At 72.1% G+C, this 21,469-nt stretch carries 20 protein-coding genes; 10 read left to right on the top strand and 10 right to left on the bottom strand.

The window, feature by feature from the left end:
- The first annotated feature begins 44 nt into the window (after positions 1–44).
- Together LNK82_RS06250 and LNK82_RS06245 are read left to right on the top strand one after the other, a co-directional pair.
- A complete protein-coding gene (locus LNK82_RS06250; RefSeq protein WP_230565973.1) occupies positions 45–1,583 on the top strand; it encodes a PucR family transcriptional regulator in 1,539 nt (512 codons plus the stop codon).
- 32 nt (positions 1,584–1,615) lie between these two features.
- Positions 1,616–2,650 (top strand): fatty acid desaturase family protein, encoded by a 1,035-nt coding sequence (locus LNK82_RS06245; RefSeq protein ID WP_230565972.1) that lies wholly within the window; start codon positions 1,616–1,618, stop codon positions 2,648–2,650.
- Here LNK82_RS06245 and LNK82_RS06240 read toward each other — a convergent pair.
- The 5 genes from LNK82_RS06240 to LNK82_RS06220 are packed head-to-tail and all read right to left on the bottom strand — an operon-like array spanning position 2,559 to position 6,196.
- Positions 2,559–3,227 carry a YidC/Oxa1 family membrane protein insertase gene (locus tag LNK82_RS06240; protein WP_230565971.1) on the bottom strand — a complete coding sequence of 223 codons (669 nt, stop codon included), beginning with the start codon at positions 3,225–3,227 and terminating at the stop codon, positions 2,559–2,561. The two genes, LNK82_RS06245 and LNK82_RS06240, sit on opposite strands and share 92 nt — an antisense overlap.
- Positions 3,228–3,266: 39 nt before the next feature.
- Complete coding sequence (locus LNK82_RS06235) at positions 3,267–3,542, bottom strand: DUF6412 domain-containing protein (RefSeq protein ID WP_230565970.1); 276 nt, start codon at positions 3,540–3,542, stop codon at positions 3,267–3,269.
- Between the two features lie 21 nt (positions 3,543–3,563).
- The gene (locus LNK82_RS06230; protein WP_230565969.1) at positions 3,564–4,178 is read right to left on the bottom strand and encodes a nucleoside/nucleotide kinase family protein; all 615 of its coding nucleotides are present in this window, start codon (positions 4,176–4,178) and stop codon (positions 3,564–3,566) included.
- Positions 4,175–4,774 carry a ribonuclease FAU-1 family protein gene (locus LNK82_RS06225; RefSeq protein ID WP_230565968.1) on the bottom strand — a complete coding sequence of 200 codons (600 nt, stop codon included), beginning with the start codon at positions 4,772–4,774 and terminating at the stop codon, positions 4,175–4,177. Before LNK82_RS06225 ends, LNK82_RS06230 begins: the two co-directional genes overlap by 4 nt.
- A gap of 9 nt (positions 4,775–4,783) precedes the next feature.
- Positions 4,784–6,196: a GAF domain-containing protein gene (locus LNK82_RS06220; protein ID WP_230565967.1), complete on the bottom strand. Its 1,413-nt coding sequence runs from the start codon at positions 6,194–6,196 to the stop codon at positions 4,784–4,786.
- A gap of 135 nt (positions 6,197–6,331) precedes the next feature.
- On the opposite strand from LNK82_RS06220, the gene LNK82_RS06215 reads away from it, so the two are divergent.
- Complete coding sequence (locus LNK82_RS06215; protein ID WP_230565966.1) at positions 6,332–7,642, top strand: aldehyde dehydrogenase family protein; 1,311 nt, start codon at positions 6,332–6,334, stop codon at positions 7,640–7,642.
- 37 nt (positions 7,643–7,679) lie between these two features.
- Here LNK82_RS06215 and LNK82_RS06210 read toward each other — a convergent pair whose 3' ends face one another.
- Together LNK82_RS06210 and LNK82_RS06205 are read right to left on the bottom strand one after the other, a co-directional pair.
- Complete coding sequence (locus LNK82_RS06210) at positions 7,680–9,266, bottom strand: beta-N-acetylhexosaminidase (protein WP_372470420.1); 1,587 nt, start codon at positions 9,264–9,266, stop codon at positions 7,680–7,682.
- A gap of 87 nt (positions 9,267–9,353) precedes the next feature.
- On the bottom strand, positions 9,354–10,871 hold the full coding sequence (locus LNK82_RS06205) for a CYTH and CHAD domain-containing protein (RefSeq protein WP_230565965.1): 1,518 nt from the start codon (positions 10,869–10,871) through the stop codon (positions 9,354–9,356).
- 118 nt (positions 10,872–10,989) lie between these two features.
- Between LNK82_RS06205 and LNK82_RS06200 the strand changes: the two genes are divergently transcribed.
- The gene (locus LNK82_RS06200; protein WP_230565964.1) at positions 10,990–11,781 is read left to right on the top strand and encodes a hypothetical protein; all 792 of its coding nucleotides are present in this window, start codon (positions 10,990–10,992) and stop codon (positions 11,779–11,781) included.
- A gap of 116 nt (positions 11,782–11,897) precedes the next feature.
- Here LNK82_RS06200 and LNK82_RS06195 read toward each other — a convergent pair whose 3' ends face one another.
- Positions 11,898–12,560 (bottom strand): HNH endonuclease family protein, encoded by a 663-nt coding sequence (locus tag LNK82_RS06195; RefSeq protein WP_230565963.1) that lies wholly within the window; start codon positions 12,558–12,560, stop codon positions 11,898–11,900.
- Between the two features lie 71 nt (positions 12,561–12,631).
- On the opposite strand from LNK82_RS06195, the gene LNK82_RS47600 reads away from it, so the two are divergent.
- The 3 genes from LNK82_RS47600 to LNK82_RS06180 all read left to right on the top strand — a co-directional run bounded on the left by LNK82_RS47600 (position 12,632) and on the right by LNK82_RS06180 (position 15,323).
- Entirely contained in the window at positions 12,632–13,675 is a 1,044-nt protein-coding gene (locus tag LNK82_RS47600) for a sensor histidine kinase (RefSeq protein ID WP_230565962.1), read from the top strand.
- Positions 13,672–14,325: a response regulator gene (locus LNK82_RS06185; protein ID WP_230565961.1), complete on the top strand. Its 654-nt coding sequence runs from the start codon at positions 13,672–13,674 to the stop codon at positions 14,323–14,325. The genes LNK82_RS47600 and LNK82_RS06185 overlap by 4 nt, the downstream gene beginning before the upstream one ends.
- A gap of 68 nt (positions 14,326–14,393) precedes the next feature.
- Positions 14,394–15,323, top strand: a complete 930-nt coding sequence (locus tag LNK82_RS06180; protein ID WP_230565960.1) for an AF_0692 family protein — start codon at positions 14,394–14,396, stop codon at positions 15,321–15,323.
- On the opposite strand, the gene LNK82_RS06175 is transcribed toward LNK82_RS06180, so the two are convergent.
- Positions 15,307–16,254 (bottom strand): methionyl-tRNA formyltransferase, encoded by a 948-nt coding sequence (locus LNK82_RS06175; RefSeq protein WP_230565959.1) that lies wholly within the window; start codon positions 16,252–16,254, stop codon positions 15,307–15,309. The two genes, LNK82_RS06180 and LNK82_RS06175, sit on opposite strands and share 17 nt — an antisense overlap.
- A gap of 73 nt (positions 16,255–16,327) precedes the next feature.
- Between LNK82_RS06175 and LNK82_RS06170 the strand changes: the two genes are divergently transcribed.
- A complete protein-coding gene (locus LNK82_RS06170; RefSeq protein ID WP_230565958.1) occupies positions 16,328–17,914 on the top strand; it encodes an amidohydrolase in 1,587 nt (528 codons plus the stop codon).
- A gap of 298 nt (positions 17,915–18,212) precedes the next feature.
- On the opposite strand, the gene LNK82_RS06165 is transcribed toward LNK82_RS06170, so the two are convergent.
- A complete protein-coding gene (locus LNK82_RS06165) occupies positions 18,213–18,854 on the bottom strand; it encodes a hypothetical protein (protein ID WP_230565957.1) in 642 nt (213 codons plus the stop codon).
- 227 nt (positions 18,855–19,081) lie between these two features.
- On the opposite strand from LNK82_RS06165, the gene LNK82_RS06160 reads away from it, so the two are divergent.
- Positions 19,082–19,873: an SAM-dependent methyltransferase gene (locus tag LNK82_RS06160; RefSeq protein WP_230565956.1), complete on the top strand. Its 792-nt coding sequence runs from the start codon at positions 19,082–19,084 to the stop codon at positions 19,871–19,873.
- Positions 19,874–20,165: 292 nt separating this feature from the next.
- Positions 20,166–21,428, top strand: coding sequence for a hypothetical protein (locus LNK82_RS06155; RefSeq protein WP_230565955.1), 1,263 nt, complete (start codon positions 20,166–20,168; stop codon positions 21,426–21,428).
- Positions 21,429–21,469: the final 41 nt, after the last annotated feature.

Genomic DNA, 21,469 nt, shown 5'->3' with positions numbered 1-21,469 from the left:
GCGCGTCTAGGCTTGGTCACCCCTCGTTGTGGAACTGGACAAAGATGAGCCTGCGGCAGGTGTTGATCGCGCTCGGCGATCCGTTGGTCGAGGTCCAGGTCGCGCCGCACGGGCTGGAGGCCGACGTCCTCGACGTGGTCATCCTCGACCCCGACGACACGCCCGACGTGCGGCCCGGCGACCTCGCGCTCGTCATCGGCGCCCGCGGTCGGGCGGCGTCGGCGCTGGTCAGGGCCGCCGGCGCCGGGGGAGCGGTGGCCGTCGCGGTCAAGGTGGACGCGCCGTCGACCGTGCTGCGGCAGGCGGCGGCGGACGCGGGCGTGGCGCTGCTGGCCGTGCGGCCCGAGGTCCGCTGGGAACACCTCGAAGCGCTCGCCCGCGGCGTCGTGCGCAACGCCCGCGTGACGGCCGACGCGGGCGCGGGCGAGGTGCTCGGCGACCTGTTCGGCCTCGCCCAGACCATCGCCTCGCTGACCGGCGGCATCGTCAGCATCGAGGACACCGCCAGCCGGGTGCTGGCCTACTCCCGCTCCACCGACGAGGTCGACGAGCTGCGCCGGCTGTCGATCCTCGGCCGCCAGGGGCCGGAGCCGTACCTCAAGATGCTCCGCGAGTGGGGCGTCTACCAGCGCCTTCGCTCCGGCGAGGAGGTCGTCCGCATCGACGAGCGCCCCGAGTTGGGCATCCGCCGCCGCATCGCGGTCGGCATCCACGCGGGCACGCAGCCGCTGGGCACGATCTGGGTGCAGGAGGGCGACGCGCCGCTGGCCGAGCAGGCCGAACGCGCCCTGCTGGGCGCGGCCCGCGTCACCGCCCTGCACCTGGTCCAGCAGCGCGAGCCCGCCGCCGCGTTCCGGGAGAACCTGCTCGCGTCCCTGCTCGACGGCCGGATGGACGCCGAGGCGATCGCCGAGCAGATCGGCGCGGACCCGGACAAGCCCGCCGCGGTCGTCGTCTTCGCGCTGCGCGGGCAGGAGCACACCGACCGCACGGAGCACGAGTTGCGCCGGGCCGAGATGACCGGCCTGATCTCCGTGCACGCCGCCGCGTACCGGCGCAGCGCGCTCGTCAGCCGGCAGAGCGGTCGCACGTACGCCCTGCTCACCGACCTGCCGCCGAAGGCGCCGCTGCTGGCGTTGACCAAGGAGATCGTGGCCGCCGCGCGCAAGCACATGGGCCTGCGGGTGCAGGGCGCGATCGGCTCCGCCGTGCCGATGGACGAGGTGATGGTCTCCCGGGACGAGGCCGACCGCGTGCTCGACGCGATGTCGCGCGACCTCGACGCCGACGTGGCGACGCTCGAGGACGTCCGGTCCCGGGTGTTGATCAGTGAAACCCTCGCGCTTTTGGCCGACCACCCGCGCATCCGGGATCCGCGACTCGCGGAGCTCGATGGGGAACTGGCCCGTTCACTTTTGGTCTACTTGGACGAATTCGGTGACGTCAAACGTGCGGCCGCGCAACTGCACGTCCACCCGAACACGCTCCGGTACCGCCTCCGACGTGCGGCGGAGGTCGGCGGATTCGATCTCGACGACCCACTGCTCCGGTTGTTCGCCCAGTTGCAACTCAGGCTGGGCTGAACCGGCGACCGGTCGCGACGTACCCTCCGGGAGTGAGCACCCAAGCCCGCGGCAGCGACTTCGCTGAATTGTCCAGGTTGGTCAAGCAGCAAGGTCTGCTGGACCGGCGCATCGGTTTCTACATCACGTTCCTGGTCGCAGTGCTGGCCGCCTTCGGCCTCACCGGGGTCGCGATGGTGCTGATCGGCGACTCTTGGTGGCAGCTCGTGCCGGCCGCCGTGCTCGCCGTCGTCTTCACCCAGATCGCGTTCCTCGGGCACGACGCGGGCCACCGGCAGGTGTTCGCGGAGCACAAGGCCAACCAGGCCATGGGCCTGCTGCTCGGCAACCTGCTGATCGGCGTCGGCTACGGCTGGTGGATGGGCAAGCACACCCGCCACCACGCCAACCCGAACCACGAGGACGAGGACCCGGACGTCGACATCGCCGTCCTCGCGTTCAGCGCCGAGCAGGCCGAGCGCAAGCGCGGCTTCTTCCGCTGGGTCGTCAAGCGCCAGGCGTACCTCTTCTTCCCGCTGCTGCTGCTCGAAGGCTTCAGCCTGCACATCATCAGCACCGCCGCCGCCGTGCGCCGGGACGTCAAGAGCTGGCGGCTGGAGATCGCGCTGCTGGCCGTGCACGTCGTGGTCTACCTGACCGCGGTGTTCCTGCTGATGTCCCCGCTGAAGGCGGTCGTGTTCATCGCGGTGCACCAGGGCCTGTTCGGCGTCTACATGGGCATCTCCTTCGCGCCCAACCACAAGGGCATGCCGGTGCTGCAGGCCGGCCACCAGCTCGACTTCCTGCGCAAGCAGGTGCTGACCTCCCGCAACGTCACCGGCGGCTGGTTCACCGACTTCCTGCTCGGCGGCCTGAACTACCAGATCGAGCACCACCTGTTCCCGAGCATGCCGCGACCGAACCTGCGCAAGGCGCAGGCCCTGGTCCGCGACTTCTGCCACCGTCAGTCGGTGTCCTACGCCGAGTGCGGCCTGTTCACGTCGTACGGGTACGTGCTGAAGTACCTGCACGAGGCGGGAGCTGAACTACGCGGTACAGGAACGCTCGCTCCAGCAGGGTCCAGGTAGTCGTCGTCACCAGGTAGACCCCGGCCGCCAGCGGCAGCACGGCGGCGATCAGCACGGTCCCGAACGGCAGGAGCCGCAGCAGCCCGGCGAACGGCGGCTGCGGCCCGCCGTTCCTCAGCGCGACCGCCGCCTGCCACCGCGACGTCGCGAACGCGACCCCGGTGAGCACGGCGAACAGCGCCAGGAACACCGGCGTGTGCGCCCAGACACCGAACCAGCTCGTGCCGAGCGGCACGCCGAGCAGCGTGCCGTCCAGCAGCGGGTTCGGCGTGGTGACCAGCCGGTACATCACCATGAAGAACGGCGCCTGCACCAGCGCGGGCAGGCAGCCGGCCAGCATCGACGTGCCGTTGGACCGGTAGAGCTCCAGGGTCTTCTCCTGGAGCTTCACCCGGTCCTTGCCGTACTTCTCGGACAGCTTGCGGACCTCGGGCGCCAACGCGGCGCGGGCTTTCTCGCCGCGCACGGCGGCACGGCTGAGCGGGTGCATGAGCAGCCGCACGACGACGGTGAAGGCGACGATGGCCAGGGCGGGCGTGGCGAACGCGGCCAGGGCTGAGCCCAGGGCGTGGAACAAGGGGGAACTCCGTCCTCAGAGCAAGGGGAACTGCGGGCCTCAGGAGCTGAGGCCCAGTCCCGGAGCTCGAGGACGGGGACGGCCCGCCGCGTCGGGGTCGCGCAGCCGCAGGAACGCGGCGCGCAGCGACTTCTCGCGGATCGACAGCGATCGCACCCACGCGGGCGCGGCCTGCACCACCGGCGTGGCGGTGAGCAGCAGCACGACGAGAGCCACGGCCGTCACGGCGGCCAGCACCTCGGTGGGCGTGCTCAGCAGGGTGAGGGCGTAGAGGGCCGGCAGGTACAGCGCCAACAGCAGCCGCAGCCTGGCCATTGCCCCACCTCCCCCTGGATCTCAGTCCACTCTACCCACGAGGGCGGGCCGCGCGGGGTGGTCGTAGCGCACCGTCACGTCGGCGTGAGGCTCGTAGGAGGTGTACGCGGGCAGCGTCCACCGCCACTCGTCGGGCAGCTGCCGTTCGAGCGCGCCCGGCGACAGCCACAGGTGCACGGTCAGCTCCGCGGGCAGCCACTTGTCCAGCAGGACGGTGCCGTCCAGCAGCAGCACGCCACCCGCGCCGAGCGTCACGTACTCGGCCCGGTGCGCCCGGTCCGCGGCCGCGTTCCACAACGCCGGCAGCACCCGCCCCGACCCGCCGGGGTCGAGCGGCTCCAGCACCTCGCGCAGCAAGCCGCCGACGTCCAGCCACGAGTCGCGGAACGAGTCGGGGTCCTCGTGCCCGTACTCCAGCCGCACGGACGCGGGCCGCAGGAAGTCCCACGCCGACACCCGCAGCACCGGGCGTCCCAGCGCGCGCAGCGGCTCCACCAGGGCGTCCGCCAGCTTGCCCGGCTCGGTCGGCACGGCGCCGTCGACCAGCACCCGTGCCCACGTCGTGCGGGGCAGCGCGTCGACACGCCCGACCAACTCGTCCACGAGGGTCTGCGGCGAGAGCGGGACGACCTTCACGGCAGCGGGTGGTCCTCCCAGCCGGCGGGCAGCACCGGGACCGGCCAGTCCGGGTCCGGCTCCCACGCGCCCCACGCCGGGTCCCACCACGTCGTGCCGGCCGTCAGCATCGCCTCGACCTCCTTGGCCGTGCGCCGGATCCCCTCGGCCTCGGCGGCGTCGTACTTGCCGTCCGCGACCATCTGCTCGAACTCGTCGCGGTCCAGCTCCTGCCAGTCGCCCTCGACCGGCACCCAGAAGTCCAGCGCGTGGTCGAGCGTGTCGAAGCCGAGCGCGGTGCGGCGGAACGGCTCCTGGAGGTTGAGGTAGAAGCCCGCGAAGCGGCGGTCGTCACCCTGCCAGTACAGGTCGACCGAGTAGGCGTCGCCGGGGCGGTGCAGCTGGAGCTTGCCGATGCCCTTCCAGCGCGTGCGGCCCAGCTCCTGCCAGTGGTGCGTGCGCGGGTGCGGGTGGAAGCCGAACTCGGTGCCCGGCGCGGTGAACACCACGAGCAGGTCGGGCCCGTCCTCGACGACCCGCGTCGGCGTCACCACCCACGGCTCGCCGTGCAGCACCTCGCGGCGCAACGCCACGTCCCCCGGCCGGAAGTACCCCATGTGATCAGGCTAATTGAGAGCCCTGCGCAACCTCGTGGCCGCCACCTCGCGGCGCGGATCGGTGCGGGGCAGCAGGCGGACCAGGCGTTCCAGCACCGTCACGTCCTCCGCGACCAGGCCGAACGCCCACAGCGCCTCGACGTCGCCGCGCTCCAGCACGCCCCGGCGCAACGCCGCCGCCAGGTCTTCCCGCTCCTCGCACACCACCGGCGCCTCCGACCGCGGCAGCAGCTCGCCCCGGTACGCCGCCGCGGCCGTGCCCACGTCACCGGCGCGCAGGGCGTCGCGCACCGCCAGGAAGTCGCCGCGCACGTCCGCCGACAGCCGGTACGGCCTGGTCAGCAGCACCCCGCCCAGCTGGGCGCGCAGCCGGTGCAGCTCGGCCCGCACGGTCGTCGGGTTGCCGCGCTCGCCGTACAGGTGCAGCGCCAACCGCTCCGCGGTCAGGCCGCGCGGGTGCAGCGCGAGCGCCGTCAGCAGCTCCGCGTGCCGCAACGACAGCGGCAGCGCCCGACCGTCCAGCGACCCCTTCGGGTCACCCAGGAACCGCAGCGACAGCACGGGTCTTCGCGTGCCCCGTCGTGGCACCCGGAGCAGATACCCCTCGTCCAACGGCTCCAGGAGCGCTTCCCGTCCATCGGCCAGCCGCACGGTCTCGCCGGTCACGTCCACCCGCGTCTCCAGCAGGCCGTGCGGTTCGGCGGCCAGCACCCGGCCGCTCGGGCTCAGCAACGCGCCGGGCTCGCCGCGCAAGCCGATCAGGTGCCGCATGTTCACCGACCGCAGCCGCTCGTCCCGGGTCGCCGACCGCGCCCGCAACTGGCCCTCGGCCAACCGGGCGGCGGCGGAGACGAGCGCGACCAGCGCCGGGTGCGTGCTGCTCACCGGCCCGCTCACGTCCACCACGCCGATCGTGCGGCCGGTGTCCGGGTCGCGCACCGGGCTCGCCGCGCACGTCCATCTGTGGTAGGTCCGCACCAGGTGCTCGGCGGAGTGCACCGTCACCGGCTTGCCCACCGCCAGCGCCGTGCCCATCGCGTTCGTGCCGATGGCGTCCTCGGCCCAGCACGCGCCTTCGGTCAGCCGCACCCGTTCGGCCAGGAAGCGCACCGGGTTCGTGCCCTCGCACCACAGGATGTTGCCGTCCGCGTCGGTGACGATCATGACGTGCTGCGCCTCGTCGGCGAAGCCCAGCAACGTCTCGCGGAGCACCGGCAGCGCCGCCGCGATCGGGTGCGCGCCGCGCCGGTCGAGGACCTCGGCCGGGTCGAGCACCACCGGCGGTTCGTGCCGGTCCGGGTCGACGCGCGCGGCCAGCGAACGCCGCCACGACTCCAGGATCAGCTGACGCGCCTCGTGCGCCCGGCCTCCGCTCAGCACCGCCTCGTGCACGTGCGCGAGCCGTCGCGGGTCCGGTTGCATGGGCGCCTCCCCGACCAGGATGACCCGCCCGCGCCGGTCGCGGCAAGCGAAACGCTGATCCGTTCGGGTGCAACGCGGTTGCAACGTCGTGCGCCCGACGCTGCTGCCCCACGACCAACGCGAGGAGGGGCGGACATGGCGAGGTACGCGGCGCCGGGCGCGCAGGGCAGCGTGGTGTCGTACCGGGACCGGTACGACCACTTCATCGGGGGCGGGTACGTGCCGCCGGCCGAGGGCGGCTACTTCGCCGACCACACCCCCGTCACCGGCGAGGTGTTCACCGAGGTGGCCCGGGGCGCGGCCGGGGACCTGGACCGGGCGTTGGACGCCGCGCACGGCGCGGCTCGCCGGTGGGGCCGCACGTCCGCCGCCGAACGGGCGAACGTGCTCAACGAGATCGCCGACCGGGTCGAGGACCACCTCGACGCCCTCGCGGTGGCCGAGACCTGGGAGACCGGCAAGCCGATCGGCGAGGCGCTGGCCGCCGACCTGCCGTCGGTGGTCGACCACTTCCGCCGCTTCGCGGCCGTGATCAGAGCCCAGGAGGGCGGCATCTCGCGGCCCGGCGAGGGCCTGACGGCCTACCACTTCCCGGAGCCGCTCGGCGTGGTCGGCCAGGTCGTGCCGTGGCACCGGCCGCTGCTCATGGCGGCGGAGAGGCTCGCGCCCGCGTTGGCGGCGGGCAACGCGGTGGTGCTCAAGCCCGCCGAGCAGACCCCCGCCTCCATCCACGTGCTCGTGGGCCTGATCGCCGACCTGCTGCCGCCCGGCGTGGTCAACGTCGTGAACGGGCTGACCCGCGGGTCGTCGGAGACCGGCAGGCACCCGCACGTCTTCTTCGCCGACGTGGCCGCGCACCGCGACGCGTTCTACGACAAGGCGTTGCGGGGCGTCACCACCTTCGCCCTCGACCAGGCGCTGGTGCAGAGCGCGGTCTACGACCGGTTCCTCGCCGACGTCACCGAGCGCACCGCGGCGATCCGGCCGGGCCACCCGCTCGACACCGCGACCACGATCGGGGCGCTGACCAGCCGTGAGCAGGTGGACGAGTTCGTGGCGCGCGTCGAGACCGCCCGGCGGGAAGGCGCCCGGCTCGTGCGCGGAGGCGAGCGCGCCGACCTGCGCGGCGAACTGGCCGGCGGGTACTACGTCACGCCGACGGTCCTGGAAGGTCGGACGGGCTTCGACGGGACCGACATCGGCGGCCCGGTCGTGTCGCTGACCAGGTTCGACGACCTCGACGACGCGGTGAAGGCGGCGAACGAGACCGCGCGCGGCGTCGGCGCGGGCGTCTGGTCCCGGGACACCGCCGTGGCCGACCGCGTCGCACGGCGGATCCAAGCGCGCCGCGTGTGGCTGAACACGGTCCGCTCCGACATCGGCGGCCCCGCCGCGATCGACCACTACCAGCAGACCAAGACCGTCCTGGTGGAGAAGCCGTGGTGAGGGAGGCGGCGCCCGGGCCGCCTCCCCCGACCGGGCACTACCTCCAGGGCACCTGCGGCGACGGGTAGTAGTTCACGCCCATCACGTCCCACCGGTCGGCCTGCGCCGCGAGCCGGACCTTGAACCGGTCCCAGTCGTGCGTCGACCACGGCGACCAGCCCAGCTCCGCGATCGCGGGCAGGCGCGGGAACGCCAGGAACTCCAGGTCCGCGGTGTTGGTGATGGTCTCGCTCCACAGCGGCGCCTCGACACCGCGCACCGCCTCGGCCGGCAGGCCCTCGATGTACGCGCCGGGGTTCCAGTCGTACGCGTCCTGCACGTCGGTGTACCCGGCCCAGCTCAACCCGAGCCGGGTGTTCGCGTCGTACTTCATGTCCAGGTACGCCTTGGTCGCGGGCGACAGCACGATCTCGCTGCCACGGGCGGCTGCCTCGACCATGTCCGGCGCGACGGTCTTCGTGCCCCAGAACTGCGGCACCGCCGACGCGGGCGGACCGGCCTTCACGAACTCGTGCCAGCCGGTCGCGGTCTTGCCGTGCTTGGCCACCAGCGGCAGCACCTTGTCCATGAACAGGTCGAAGTCCGGGTCGGTGGTGGCGTGCGCCTCGTCGCCGCCGATGTGGAGGTACTCGCCCGGCGTCAACGCGGCCAGTTCGCGCAGCACGTCGTCCACGAACCGGTAGGTGATGTCCTTGTCGATGCACAGGGAGCTGAAGCCGACCTCGATGCCGGTGTAGAGCGGCGGCGCGACGCCGTCGCAGTTCAGCTCGGGGTAGGACGAGAGCGCGGCGTTGGTGTGGCCCGGCATGTCGATCTCCGGGATCACCGTGATGTGCCGTGCGGCGGCGTAGGCCACCAGGTCCCGGTACTGCTCCTGGGTGTAGAAGCCGCCGGGGCCGCCGCCCACCTCCGTGCTGCCGCCGTGCGCGGTGAGGTTGGGCCAGCTCTTGATCTCCAGCCGCCAGCCCTGGTCGTCGGTCAGGTGCAGGTGCAGCCGGTTGACCTTGTAGAGCGCGATCTGGTCGATGTACCGCTTGACCTCGTCGACGGAGAAGAAGTGCCGGGCCACGTCGAGCATCGCGCCCCGGTGGGCGTAGCGCGGGTAGTCCAGCACCCGCCCGCCGGCCGCCGTCCACGGACCGGGCTGCCTGGTCTTCGCCTCCACCTTCGCGGGCAGGAGCTGCCGGAACGTCTGTACGCCCGCGAACAGGCCCGCCGCCGTGCGGGCCCGGATCAGCACGCCCCGCTTGGTCACGTCGAGCTGGTAGCCCTCGGTGCCGACGCGGGCGTCCGCGCCGACGAGCAGCAGCGAGATGTGCCGGCCGGACGCGCCGGGCACGACGGGCAGGCGGTAGCCGGTCGACGGGCGCAGCACGCCGGCGAGGAACTCGCCGACCTGCTTCGCGCCGGCCGAGCCGGGGTGGGTGTAGATCCTGGTGTCCGCGCTGAGCGTGAACGTCACGCCCGGCCGCGGGGTGGCAGTGACGGGAGCGGGCACGATGTGCTGCAACGGCGTCTCCGGAGCTGCTTGGGCGGGAACCGCCGCGCCCACCGCGCCCACGAACAGCAGCGCGACGAGCACTCGACCGAACCCGCGCCGTCCGGCGCCTTCTGTGGGAAGCACTGACGTCCTCCTGGTCAGCGTGGATCACCGAGCGGCGGCTCACGCCACCGTTTCAGCCCCGCCAGGAGGTGTCAAGGTCCAGACCAATTACCGCAGCTTCGGCTTGCCGAGACCACGCCACGCGGCGGGGAACCGGTCCTCCACGCGCTGCGCCGCGGCCGTCTCCAGACCGTGCAGCAGGCCGAACGTGAAGCCGTTCTCCCCGTCGAGCTGCGCCTTCGCGCCGAGCTCGCGCAGCACCGGCCGCGCCAGCACGCCGTCCTGGTGCTCGCCGAGCAGTTCCTGCACCGCCTTGACCTTCTTGCGGTACGCCTTGGCCCGCTTGCCGATCCGCGGCTCGGACACCTCCACCGCGTACCGCAGCCGTTTGGCCGCCTTGCGCGCCTCGTGCAGCTCGACGTCGTCGTGCGCGCCCTCGGCCCGCTTCGCCAGCCTGCGGTAGGTCTTGTCGACCAGGTCGGGCAGCGCCTTCGCGGCCCTGGCGTCCGCCGCCGGCGTGAACGGCGGTTCGGCGACCAGCGCGTCGACCGCGTCGAGCAGGGCGAAGTACCGCTCGCTGTCCAACGCCGCCAGGGCCGCCTCGTGCGCCGCGGCCTCCAACGGCGCGAAGTGCCGGGTGAGCTGGGCGTGCACCGGGCCGAGCACCAACTCGTCGTCGAGTCCGGCGACGTGGTCCTCGAACCGCGTGCGGAGCACTTCGAGATCACGGGCCTCGCCGAGCACTCCCGCGAGCCACTTCAGCTCGTCGGTCAGCTCACGCGTGTCGTCGCGTTCCACGATCGTGCCGAACGCCTGGAGCGCGCTGCGCATCCGCCGCGTCGCCACCCGCATCTGGTGCACGGCGTCGTCCTCGCCCCGGCGCACCCTGGGGTCCTGCTGCTTCAACGCGTCGGCCTGCTCGCGCAGGTACGCCAGCACCACGTCACCGGCGGACTTGCCCGGCGTGGTCGGCGGCGTGGTGGTGGCGATCCGGTCGGCCAGCAGGCGGCCCAGCTTCGCCGACGACGTGGACCGGGTGATGCCCGAGTCCGCCAGCCGTGCCTCGACCCGGTCCAGGAGCGCGACGTCACCGCGTTCGCCCAGCTCGACCTCGATCTCGCGCCACGAGTCGACCGGCGAGCCGTCGGTCAGGGACTGCCCGGAGACCAGGTCCTCGACCACCTCGGTGAGCAGGCGGCCCTTGTCGTCCACGAGCTGCCAGCGCTGCCGCGTGGTCTGGATGCGCGCGACGGGCGACAGCTCGTGGCCGCGCGCGTGCACCTGGACCAGCGAGCCGAGCTGCTTGGGCGGGTGCTTGGCCGCGCGGCCGGGCGGCAACCGCACCTCTTCGCGCGTGTCCACGCCCGCCGGCAGCTTCAGGTGCCAGCCCGCGTCGTCACCGCCCGTGCGGCGGCGCAACGTCAACCCGGCGCGCGCGAGCCTCAGGTCGGCGGTGTCGTAGTAGACCGCTTCCAGGCGTTGTTCCTCCGGTCCCGCCACGGCCGCCACGCCGGGCAGGCCGGTCAGGTCCGGCAGCGCGGCGCCACCGGGGGCCTCGTACTTGCGTTCCGTCTCGTGCACCGACCTCGACATGTACCAGGCATACACCGTTTGGTGCGGGTTCATGCTGGTGTCACGGTGTGTGATCGAACGTTAACCAGGCCGGGGGTTTGTGTCGGCCCGTACGCGTGGTTTTCCGGTTCCGTCCCTGGACGGGGCGTCCCGGTGCGGTTGGCTGGTTCGCGTGCCCACTGAGAAGGAACGGCTCGACGAGGTCGAGCCGACCGTCGCTGATCTCGTCGCCACCACCCAGGCGCTGACGGCCGAGCTCGGTCGGGTGAGCGCGCGCCTGCACGTGCTGGAGCGCAGGCTGTCCGGCGCCGGTTCGGGCCCGGACGAGGACCTCGACTCGACCGAGGGCATCGCCGAGACGGTGAACGCGCTGCGCGCCGCGTGGGACGCCGAGCAGGAGCTGCTGGCCGACTCCGTCCGCGCCGACCTGCAGGCCGAGGTCGCCGAGTACGAGTCGCTGGCGCAGCAGCGGGACGCCGGGCTGGCCAAGCTCTCGGCCGGCCGCATGCCGCGCTTCGAGCGCGACGCGTTGCAGCACGAGGTGCAGAACCTGGAGTGGCGGGTCAACGCGCAGGAGGCCGGCGCGCGGGCCGCCTCCCACCGGCTGGCCGCCGACCTGCTGGCCGCCGGGGAGCCGTGGCGCGCGGAGGCCGTCGTGGCGGGGGAGAAGGCGCGCCAGGAAGTCCTGGACATCGCCCGCCGCCGCCTGAACCGCGCCCTGTCCGCCGACACCCGCCTGCCACTGTGGTTCCGCGTCGGTCTGGGCGAGATCACCACCCCCGACCCGTCCCGCTGGGTCGAGGCCGCCGTCGCCCTGGTCGCCTACCGCCTCGAGTACGGCGTCGCGGACCCGATCTCACCACTGGGCGAGATCCCCTCGGCGACCTCCGGCTTCGCCGCCTGGGTCCGCCGGGCCGAGGCGCACACGGACATCGTCGACCAACTCGAATCCCTGCGCCCCTGACCACCGCGAGTTGTCCACAGCCGGCCCTTTGACGCCGCAGTCTTGTCAGTCCCTCGTGGCAGGATCAAAACCGGGGATCCTCTGGGCGGGGACCCCTGCGAAGCATTACCGCGCCCTCAGCAGGTCTTGAGCATCGCGGCCAGCGCGTCGCGCTCCGCCTCGTCCACCGTCAGCTCGTACAGCGTCTTCACCGACACCACGGCCCGCGCGTACGTGCACCAGTACGCCTCGACCGGGGGCTTCCACTTGGCCGCGTCCTGGTCGCCCTTGGACCGGTTGCTGGCCGCCGTCACCGCGATCAGCTGCAACCCGCCGAGGTCGTTGGCGAACTTCTCCCGCTGCTCGTCGGTCCACTTGTCCGCACCCGAACGCCACGCCTCGGCCAACGCCACCGTGTGGTCGATGTCGAGCTCACCCGCGTCGGTCACGACCTTGCCGTCGTAGACGCTGGTCCACGTCCCCGAGGTGATCTTGCAGCTGTCACCGGTCTGCACGTCCGCGCCCTGCCGCTGCAACACCACGTCCCGCGTGTCGCACCCGTCGCCCTGGCTGCTCCAGTGCGGGAACCGGTCGCGGCTGTAACCCGTCATCTTCCCCTCGGGCGCCAGGGTCAACGCCGCCAACTGCGCCGCCGGGTCGTCACCGGGCGATGCCGGACCGGTCGGCACCGGGGCGGTGGTTGGGGTGTTCGGCGCGAGGATGTCGGTGCCGCAGCCGGCGATGACCATGAGGAGCACCAGGACACCGCTGACCACCGCTGTCGACCGCTTGCCGCTCATGCCCCCATGATCAGCGATGATCGCGCCGAGCGGAACACCGCGGCCGAAATCGTCCGGAATAATCCCGAACCGTGCGCCGCATTCGACAGTCGTTCGACGTGCTCGTGCCGGCCTCGGTCGCGGTGCTCGTCGCGTTCATGGTCGTCGGGACGTCCACCTCCACCACCGCGATCACGGTGCCCGCCGCGCTGATCGCGGTGGTGTCCGGCGCCGCGCTGTGGTGGCGACGCCGCAATCCCGTGCCGGTCATGGGCATCGCGCTGGTCGGCGGCCTGGTCGTGCAGCTCGTCGCGCCGATGACGGTCTTCCCGCTCGCCGCGCTCGTCGCCATGGGCTCGCTGGCCGCCGCGCGTCCACCGAGGTTCTCCTTGCCCGCCTTGGCCTTGCTGCTCGGCGTGATCTCGCTGAACTTCCGCACCACGACCCCCGAGGACACCCAGTTCGTGATGGCCGTCGCCGTGGTCGTCGCCGCGGTGGGCGAAGCCGTGCGCAGTCGGCGGGTCGCGTTGGCGCAAGCGGCGCACCGCGCGGTCGGCGAGGAGCAAGCCCGCATCGCCCGGGAACTGCACGACGTCATCGCGCACGGAGTCTCGGTGATCGTGGTGCAGGCCGCGGCGGCGGACGACGTGTTCGACCAACGCCCCGACCGCGCCCGGGAGGCGTTGCGCTCGATCGACGCGACGGGCCGGGCGACTCTCGAAGAGTTGCGCAAAGTCCTCGGCGCCGTGCGGCCGGAGGAACGCCCGGGCCTGGACCGGCTGGCCGACCTCGTGGAACCGCTGCGCGCCGCCGGCCTGCACGTCGAGGTGAACCGGGAACCCGTGCCGCTGCCCGCAGGCGTGGACCTGTCGGCCTACCGGATCGTGCAGGAAGCCCTCACGAACACGCTCCGCCACGCCCGCGCCAACCGTGCGGAAGTCTTGGTGCGCAACGATTCCGGCGTGCTCGAACTGGAAGTCCGCGACGACGGTCGAGGCGGCGTGCCCGCCTTCGGGCGCGGCATCACCGGCATGCGCGAACGCGCCGCGCTCCTCGGCGGCACGGTCGACGCGGGTCCGTTGCCCGACGGCGGTTTCCGGGTGCACGCCCGCCTCCCGCTGGCGGTGACCGCGTGATCCGCGTCCTCGTCGCCGACGACCAGGCGTTGGTGCGCGGCGGTTTCCGCATGATCCTGGAAGCACGCGACGACCTCGACGTCGTCGGCGAGGCGGCGGACGGCGTCGAAGCGGTGGACCTCACCGCGTCCCTGAAGCCGGACGTCGTCCTGATGGACGTCCGGATGCCCACCGTGGACGGCCTGGAGGCGACCCGCCGCATCGTCACCTCCGGCAGTCCCGCCCGCGTCCTGGTCCTCACCACCTACGACGTGGACGACTCCGTCTACGCGGCCCTGCGCGCCGGCGCGAGCGGCTTCCTGCTCAAGGACGTGCGGCCACCGGAACTGGTCGAAGCCGTCCGCGTGATCGCGCGCGGCGACGCCCTCCTCGCGCCCTCGGTGACCCGCCGCCTGCTGGACCGCTTCGTGGACACCTTCCCGGCGCCGTCCCCCCGCGCGCTGGACGCGTTGACCAGCCGTGAGGTCGAAGTGCTCCGCCTGGTCTCACTGGCCCTCTCGAACGCCGAGATCGCCCAGCACCTCGTCCTCACCGAGGCCACGATCAAGACGCACGTGTCCGCCGTCCTGCGCAAACTGGGCCTCCGCGACCGCGTCCAAGCCGTCGTCCTGGCCTACGAAGTAGGGCTCGTCCGCCCGCGCTCGGTCTGAAGGCGGAGGCCGGACACCGTTCTCAAGCCCGATGTGCCGAGCCCGAGCCGCTCCTAGCGTTGCACCGCATGTCCCGCAACATCCGCGCCGCCTTGATCCTGTTCCTCCTCGCGCCCCTGATCGGCGAGTACGTCCTGGGCAACCTCCCGTTGTCCGAGATCGGCGCGCTCGTCGTCCTCGCGCCGATGTACGGCGGGGGAGCGCTGCTGATCCGCGAGGTCGTCCGGCGCACGGGTCGGGGCTGGCCGACCATCCTCACCCTCGGCCTCGCCTACGGCGTGCTGGAAGCCGGCCTGCTGGACCAGTCGCTGTTCAACCCGGAGTTCGAGGAGTACCGGTTCCAGGCCGTCACACCGGTCCCGGCCCTGGGTATCAGCGCGCTGAACGGCTACTCGTTCGTCGTCGGCCACGCCGTCTGGAGCATCGGCGTCCCGATCGCCCTGGTCGAATCACTGGCCTGGCGTCGGCGCGCCACACCGTGGCTCGGCCGGACCGGCTTGATCGTCCTCACGCTCGTCTTCCTCGCCGGCTGCGCCCTCGTCTTCCGGATCCTCCTCGCCCAAGAGGACTTCATGGCCACGCCGGCTCAACGCCTCGGCGCCGCCCTGGTCGTCCTGGCCCTGATCGCCGTCGCCTTCCTGATCCGACCGCGCGCCACCACCGACCGCCGCGTGCCCCGCCCGGGCCCTCTCGGCTTCAGCGCGTTCCTGGTGTCCTCGCTCTTCGTCGCCGTGCCCGAGGACTGGACCGGCTTCGGCCTCAAGATCGCCCTCACGATCCTCGCCGCCACCGCGTTGACCTGGTGGGGCCGAAGCACGGCCTGGGGCGCCGCCCACCGGTACGCGGTGGCGGCCGGCGCCCTGGTCACCTACACGTGGCTCGGCTGGATCCTCGTGGAGAAGTCTCCCGGGCCCCTCATCGCCCACGCCGTCCTGATCGTCCTCACCTGGGCTTTCCTGTTCGTCGTGCGCCAGGCTTCGCTCAGGGTCGACTCGTGAGGTACCCGCCCATGTGCGCGAAGTACTCCGTCGCGCCCAGCTCGACGCCGTCCTCCGTCCGCACTCGCTTGACCAGCAGGGCGTGGTTGCGGCCGCGACGAGCCTCCGCGCCCGCGACGATCGCGACACCGTCGCCCTCGCGGTAGAAGATCCGACCGGGCGTGCCGCCGTAGCACTCCTTGGACACCTCGGCTTCCACGATCTCCAGCCGCTTGCCCTTGTGGAACGCGAACGCGCTCGGGTACGGCGCGCACTGCGCGCGCACCAGCCGGTCCAGCTCCTCCGCACCCCACGTCCAGTCGATGCGCAAGTCCTCCTCCGCGCGCTTGTGGAAGAAGCTGGCCTTCGACCGGTCCTGCTTGGTGAAGTCCGTGCGGCCCTTGGCGATCTCGGCCAGGCCGTCCACGGTGATCGGGCCGAACAGCTCCAGCGTCTTGTGGAACAGGTCCGCCGTCGTGTCGCGCGGGCCGACGGGGACGGCGCGCTGGAGCACGATGTCGCCGGCGTCCAGCGTGTCGTCCATCATGTGCGCGGTGACGCCGACCTCCTTCTCGTCGTTGATCAGGGCCCAGATCAACGGCGAGAAGCCCGCGTAGGCGGGGAGCAGCGAGTCGTGCACGTTCAGCGTGCCGTGCTTGGGGAGGGTGAAGATGTGCGGCGGGATCCACGTGCGCCAGTTCGTGGCCACGATGACGTCCGGCTCGACTTCCTTGAGGCGCTGGAACAACTCGTCGTCGTCCGGTCGGTTGCGGATGATCGTCTCGACGCCGTGCTCGGCGGCCAGGTCCGCGACCGAGTCGCTCCAGATGCGCTCGTAGGCGTGGTCGCTCTTGGGGTGCGTGACGACCAGCACCACCTCGTGCTCGGAGTCCAGCAGTGCCTGGAGCGTGCGGTGACCCCAGGTCTGGTAGCCGAACATGACGACCCGCATGGAGCTCCTCCTTGGATAGCCTGGCCTAAGTTATCCAACCCTAACCTAAGTGCCGGTGGGCTAGCCTTTGCGGGTGATCCTTGACCTCAAGGTGGTTGGCGGGCGGGTCGTGACCATGGACCCGGCCCGGCCGGTGGCGTCGGTGATCGGTGTCTGGGCGGGGAGGGTCGTGGGCCTGGACGACGACGTCGCCGACCTGCCCGCGCGGCGCGTGGTCGACCTCGACGGCGCGGTCGTGCTGCCGGGTTTCGTGGACGCCCACAACCACCTCGCGTGGGCCGGACGTGCCGCGAGGACCCCGGACGTCTCCTCCTGCAAGACCGTCGCGGAGGTCCTGGACATCCTGCGCGACGCACCGCGCGCCTCGGGCTGGGTCGAAGCGGCGGGCTACGACCACCGCGCCCTGGACCGCCCCCTGACCTCGCGCGACCTGGACCTGATCGGGCCGCGCGTCTACGTGCAGGACCTCTCCGGCCACGCGTGCGTCGTCAGCGGCGACGTGCTCGCCGTGCTCCCCGCCTCGGCCTTGCGCGACGCCCGACGTGACGCGACCGGCAACCCGACCGGCTTCCTCGCCGAAGCCGCCCAGACCGCCGTCCGGGCACTCCGCCTGCCCTACTCACTCGACGACATCGCCGCCGACGTCGAAGCCGGCGCGAACCAGTGCCTCCGCGAAGGCATCGTGCTCGCCGCCGAAGCCGGCGTGGGCGGCGGCCTGATCGGCAGCAGCCCGCTGGAGGTCGAGGCCTACCAACGCGCCACCCTGCCCATCCGCATCCAACTGATGGTTTCCGCCGACCGCCTGGAACCGGTGGCCGCCCACGCCGACGACGGCATCCGCCGCGCCGTCCCCCTCGGCCTGCGAACGGGCCTGGGCGACGACCGCCTCTCCATCGGCCCGCTCAAGCTGTGGACCGACGGCGGCATGATGGCCCGCACGGCAGCGTTGACCCGGCCGTACGAGGGAATGGATACATCGGGCCAACTGCAGGACGACCCGGACCTCATGCGCGCGGCGATCATCGACGGCCACACAGCCGGCTGGCAACTTGCCGTCCACGCCATCGGCGACCGCGCGGTCGACTTCGCCCTCGATGCCCTCTCCGAAGCCCAAAGAACCCTTCCCCGCCCGGACGCCAGGCACCGAATCGAGCACTGCGGCCTGGTCCGCCCGGAGCAACTGGCCCGCATCGCCGAACTGGACGTCATCCCGGTGATCCAGCCGACCTTCCTGTGGGCCTACGGCGACGACTACGCCAAGATCATGGGCCCGGAACGCTCACCCTGGATGTACCGGGGCAAATCCTTCCTCGACCACGGAATCGCCCTGGCCGGCAGCTCGGACCGCCCGGTCGCCGACGGCAAACCACTGCGCGCCATCCAGTTCATGGCCGAACGAAAGTCGAAAGAGGGCAACCCCGTCGGCCCGGACGAGGCGATCACCGTCCACCAAGCGCTCGCCGCCTACACCACCGGCGCCGCCTACGCGTGCCGCCAGGAAAACGCGCTCGGCACCATCACCCCGGGCAAGCTGGCCGACTTCGCCATCCTCGAAGCCAACCCCCTGACCACCGACATCTCCAAGATCGGCGACATCGAGATCGCCGCCACCGTCATCGGCGGCGACTTCACCCACAACCCCGCCACCTTCCCCGCCTAACCCACCCAGCCCGACCGCGACGGCAAGCAAGACGGACCCGCGCCGCCCTCGTGGCCACCAACCCGACCCTCACCACAACGGCCCCGGAACCACCCCACCGAGGCCCGATTTGACATGGGTTCGGGTGCCACTGGCTGGACGAAGCCGGGCAGGCCTGGCGGGTGCTTTCCCGCCAGGCCTGCCCGGCTTTGGCCTGCCTGGGGTGCCCGTAAGAGCCCCATGTCAAATCGAGCCGGCCTCAACCCGAAGCAACCGACCCAAAACCCCGACCAGCCGACCCGAACCGCACCGGCTCGACCTACGCACTCATCCTCCAATGCACCACATACCCAGCCGCCTCCGCCGCGATCAACGCGTCCAACTTCGCCAGGTTCGTCCGCCGGGACATCCGGAACGCCCGCCCCCGCCGCGCGTCCAAAACCAACGGCACGACCTCCGGCGTCGCGCCCGGCAACGTGTCGGGCATCGCCTGCTGCAGGATCCGCAACCCGATGTTGGCCGCTTCTTGCGTCATCGGCGCTTCCTTGACGTACACCAACACCGCCGCCCGCGACCCGTCCGGCATCCGCAACCCCAGGTGCGGTCGAACCCGCAACGCCAGGTCACCCGTCCGCCACTTGGCCGCCGACGTGGGCACCCCGGTCGCCCTGGTCGACCGCAACCACGGCAGGAACCCCTCCCGCAACTCCTCGAACGCCCGGGGTTGCCCGGCCCGAGGCTGCCGATGCGCCGCCTCGACCGCCTTGTCCAACTCCGCCGCCGGGTCGGGCGAGTTGGCCGCCCGCCGCATGGCGTCCCGCATCGGGTTGTAGAACCCGGCCACCCACTGCTCGGACGACAGGTAGATGCGCCGCTGCTCGGACACGATGCTGATCCGGCCACGCTGACCGCTCATGACGTACTCGGTGAAGGACAGGGCGGTGACGCTGATCGGCTCCACGACAAGCTCCCCTCGCACGCGCTCGAACTCGTGTTCGATTCTACCGAGGGGGTCCGACAATCCGGGGCCCGCGAACGGGGTATCCGCAGGTAGCACGCGATCGGCCTAGTCTCGAAGGCAGGCACCCCCACCCCCATCCCACGACCCACCACACCACCCGACCCACACCACGCGACCGCCCACACCACGCCGACGCCTAAGCTGCCGGCCGGGGGAAGGAGCAATCCGTGGGTGAACGACCGGACATCGACCTGACCAGGCCGAGCGCGGCCCGGGTGTACGACTACTACCTCGGCGGCGCGCACAACTTCGCCGTGGACCGCGAGATGGCCGAGCAGGCGATCTCGATGTGGCCGGAACTGCCGCTGATCATGCAGGCCAACCGCGCGTTCCTGCGCCGCGCCGTCCAGTTCTGCGTGAGCCGGGGCGTGACCCAGTTCCTCGACCTCGGCTCCGGCATCCCGACCGTGGGCAACGTCCACGAGGTCGCCCGCGAAGCCGACCCCGCCGCCCGCGTGGTCTACGTCGACAACGACCCGATCGCGGTGACGTACAGCCGCACGATCCTCGGCGACGACCCGCAGACCACCGTCGTCCAGGAGGACCTCCGCCACCCGGACGAGGTGCTCGCCGACCCGGTGGTCGCCCGCACGCTCGACTTCGACCAGCCGGTCGCGGTGATGATGGTCGCGGTGCTGCACTTCGTCCAGGACGACCCGGCGAAGATCATCGCCGCCTACCGGGACGCCGTGCCGCCGGGCAGCTACCTGGTCGTCTCGCACGCCACGCACGACGGCCAGGACACCCAGGCCGACGACCACACCGACCTGTACCGACGGCGCACCGCCACGCCAATGACGATGCGCTCCAAGCCCGAGGTCGAGGCGCTGTTCGAGGGCTACGAGCTGGTCGAGCCCGGCGTCGTGCACCTCCCGCTGTGGCGTCCCGCCTCACCGGAGGACGTCGACGACCACCCGGAGCGCTTCGCCGGCCTCGCCGCCGTGGGCCGCAAACTCTGACGCCCGCGAACTCCGGCCCCCACCCCACCCTTCCCGCGAGTTCGCACCTTCGAGTGATCGAGCCCCACCGGCCATCACCGCTGTTGTAGTTTTGTGACCTGGCAGGCGCGGCTGCCACCGAGGCTCCTCCTGACCCGGCTGGAGCGGGTGCCTCCAGAGCGCGTTCGAACGAACGCGTCCCGCGTGTCCACCTCTTCCCGGGGTTCGGCGCCAGTGCGTACGCACCTGTTCGTGCGCTCGCGCGTGGTCGAACCCGGTGGCGTCGACCGGGCGGCGTCCGCGGAGGTTCCTCGTGTCGACAAGCTCCCTGGCCAAGCGCTACTGGTGCACCGGCGAGACACCGAACATGGTGCGCAGGCAACGCGGCGGCGCCCAGCCCGACTCCCTGGTGCCCAGCGCCTGCCTGCCGGGCCAACGCCGGTTCGAGGCGTCGCTCCTGGCGGCGGCCAACCGCGCGATGGCGGGCATGCGCCGCCGCGGCCACTCCCTGCGGCCGACGTCCCTGGTGAGCCGCGTGCGGCCGGACGCGAAGGTGCTCGGCCTGCGCGTCCACGACGCCGCGCTGGACCAACTCCTGACCGAAGCGCTCCCGGTCGTCGCCGGTGACCGGGTCCGCGGCGTGCCCGGCCTGCGCGCCCACCCGCGGCGCGATCACCTCGACCTGCGTTCACCCGACGGCGAAGTGCGCCTCCTCGGCGTGACACGGGAACGCTGGCGCCGGGCCGTCGCCACGGGCCTGCCGGTCGACCTGGCCCTGACCGACCACCTCGACCCGCGGGAGTCCCAACCACCCCCCGACCTGCCCGCCGACCTGATGAGCGGCGTGCTCCGCCGGCTGCCGCTGTGGCGCGGCGCCGCGTGGCTGGACGGCGTCGTCGTCGGTGACGTCCTGGAGCTGTACTGGCGAGACGGCCCGCCGAGCGAGTCGGTCGCCGCGATCCTGGCCGGTTCCACGTGCGGCATCCCCGCGTCGGCCGCCGTCCCGTACCGCTTCCGCAACGCCGTCCACGGCGTGGCCCTGTCCGCCGCCGACCCGCGAGCCGCGGCGAAGCCGGCCGAACCGGAGTGGGCCTGGGTCGGGTGGACCGCCGCCACCGCGCCCGGCCCGGCCGTGGCCGAACGCGCGGTGCGCCCCGCCGTCCACCCGCGCCCCGACCTGCCCGACCTGTGGGAGCAGCACGAGATGCGGGAGGCCTTGGCGTTGCGCGACATCACCGCCGTCTACCGGCTCCTGACGCGCCACGGCGTGCCGCGCGACCGGATCGCCGCGCTGACCGGCCAACCCGACCACGACGTCGACCGGATCCTCACCGGCGCCAAGGTCGAGTCCTACGACGCCCTGACCGACATCGCCAACGGCCTCGGCATCCCACCGGGCTACATGGGCCTGGCGCACGACGAGCAGACCGGCCCCGACCCCCGGTGCGACTGCGCGACCCTGGACGAACGCGCGAAACGCGACCGCTTCCTTGCCCACGCCGCCCTCGTGACCGTCGGGACCACCACCACCTGGGGCTGCCAAGCACCCAGCTGCCGCTCCGCCCGCCCCGTCTGACCCCACGTCGATCAGGAAGGTGCCGGCGTCGCCGAGGTCGG

Origin of the sequence: Saccharothrix luteola, assembly GCF_020859565.1 — a bacterium.
In the GTDB taxonomy this organism is placed as follows: Bacteria; Actinomycetota; Actinomycetes; order Mycobacteriales; family Pseudonocardiaceae; genus Actinosynnema; species Actinosynnema luteola.
This window is presented reverse-complemented; position numbering and strand designations above follow the sequence as displayed.

Coding starts and splice junctions, on each gene's coding strand:
- LNK82_RS06250 (WP_230565973.1), top strand. CDS start 45: ATGAGCCTGCGGCAGGTGTTGATCGCGCTCGGCGATCCGTTGGTCGAG.
- LNK82_RS06235 (WP_230565970.1), bottom strand. CDS start 3,542: ATGGCCAGGCTGCGGCTGCTGTTGGCGCTGTACCTGCCGGCCCTCTAC.
- LNK82_RS06225 (WP_230565968.1), bottom strand. CDS start 4,774: ATGGGGTACTTCCGGCCGGGGGACGTGGCGTTGCGCCGCGAGGTGCTG.
- LNK82_RS06220 (WP_230565967.1), bottom strand. CDS start 6,196: ATGCAACCGGACCCGCGACGGCTCGCGCACGTGCACGAGGCGGTGCTG.
- LNK82_RS06215 (WP_230565966.1), top strand. CDS start 6,332: ATGGCGAGGTACGCGGCGCCGGGCGCGCAGGGCAGCGTGGTGTCGTAC.
- LNK82_RS06205 (WP_230565965.1), bottom strand. CDS start 10,871: ATGAACCCGCACCAAACGGTGTATGCCTGGTACATGTCGAGGTCGGTG.
- LNK82_RS06195 (WP_230565963.1), bottom strand. CDS start 12,560: ATGAGCGGCAAGCGGTCGACAGCGGTGGTCAGCGGTGTCCTGGTGCTC.
- LNK82_RS06180 (WP_230565960.1), top strand. CDS start 14,394: ATGTCCCGCAACATCCGCGCCGCCTTGATCCTGTTCCTCCTCGCGCCC.
- LNK82_RS06175 (WP_230565959.1), bottom strand. CDS start 16,254: ATGCGGGTCGTCATGTTCGGCTACCAGACCTGGGGTCACCGCACGCTC.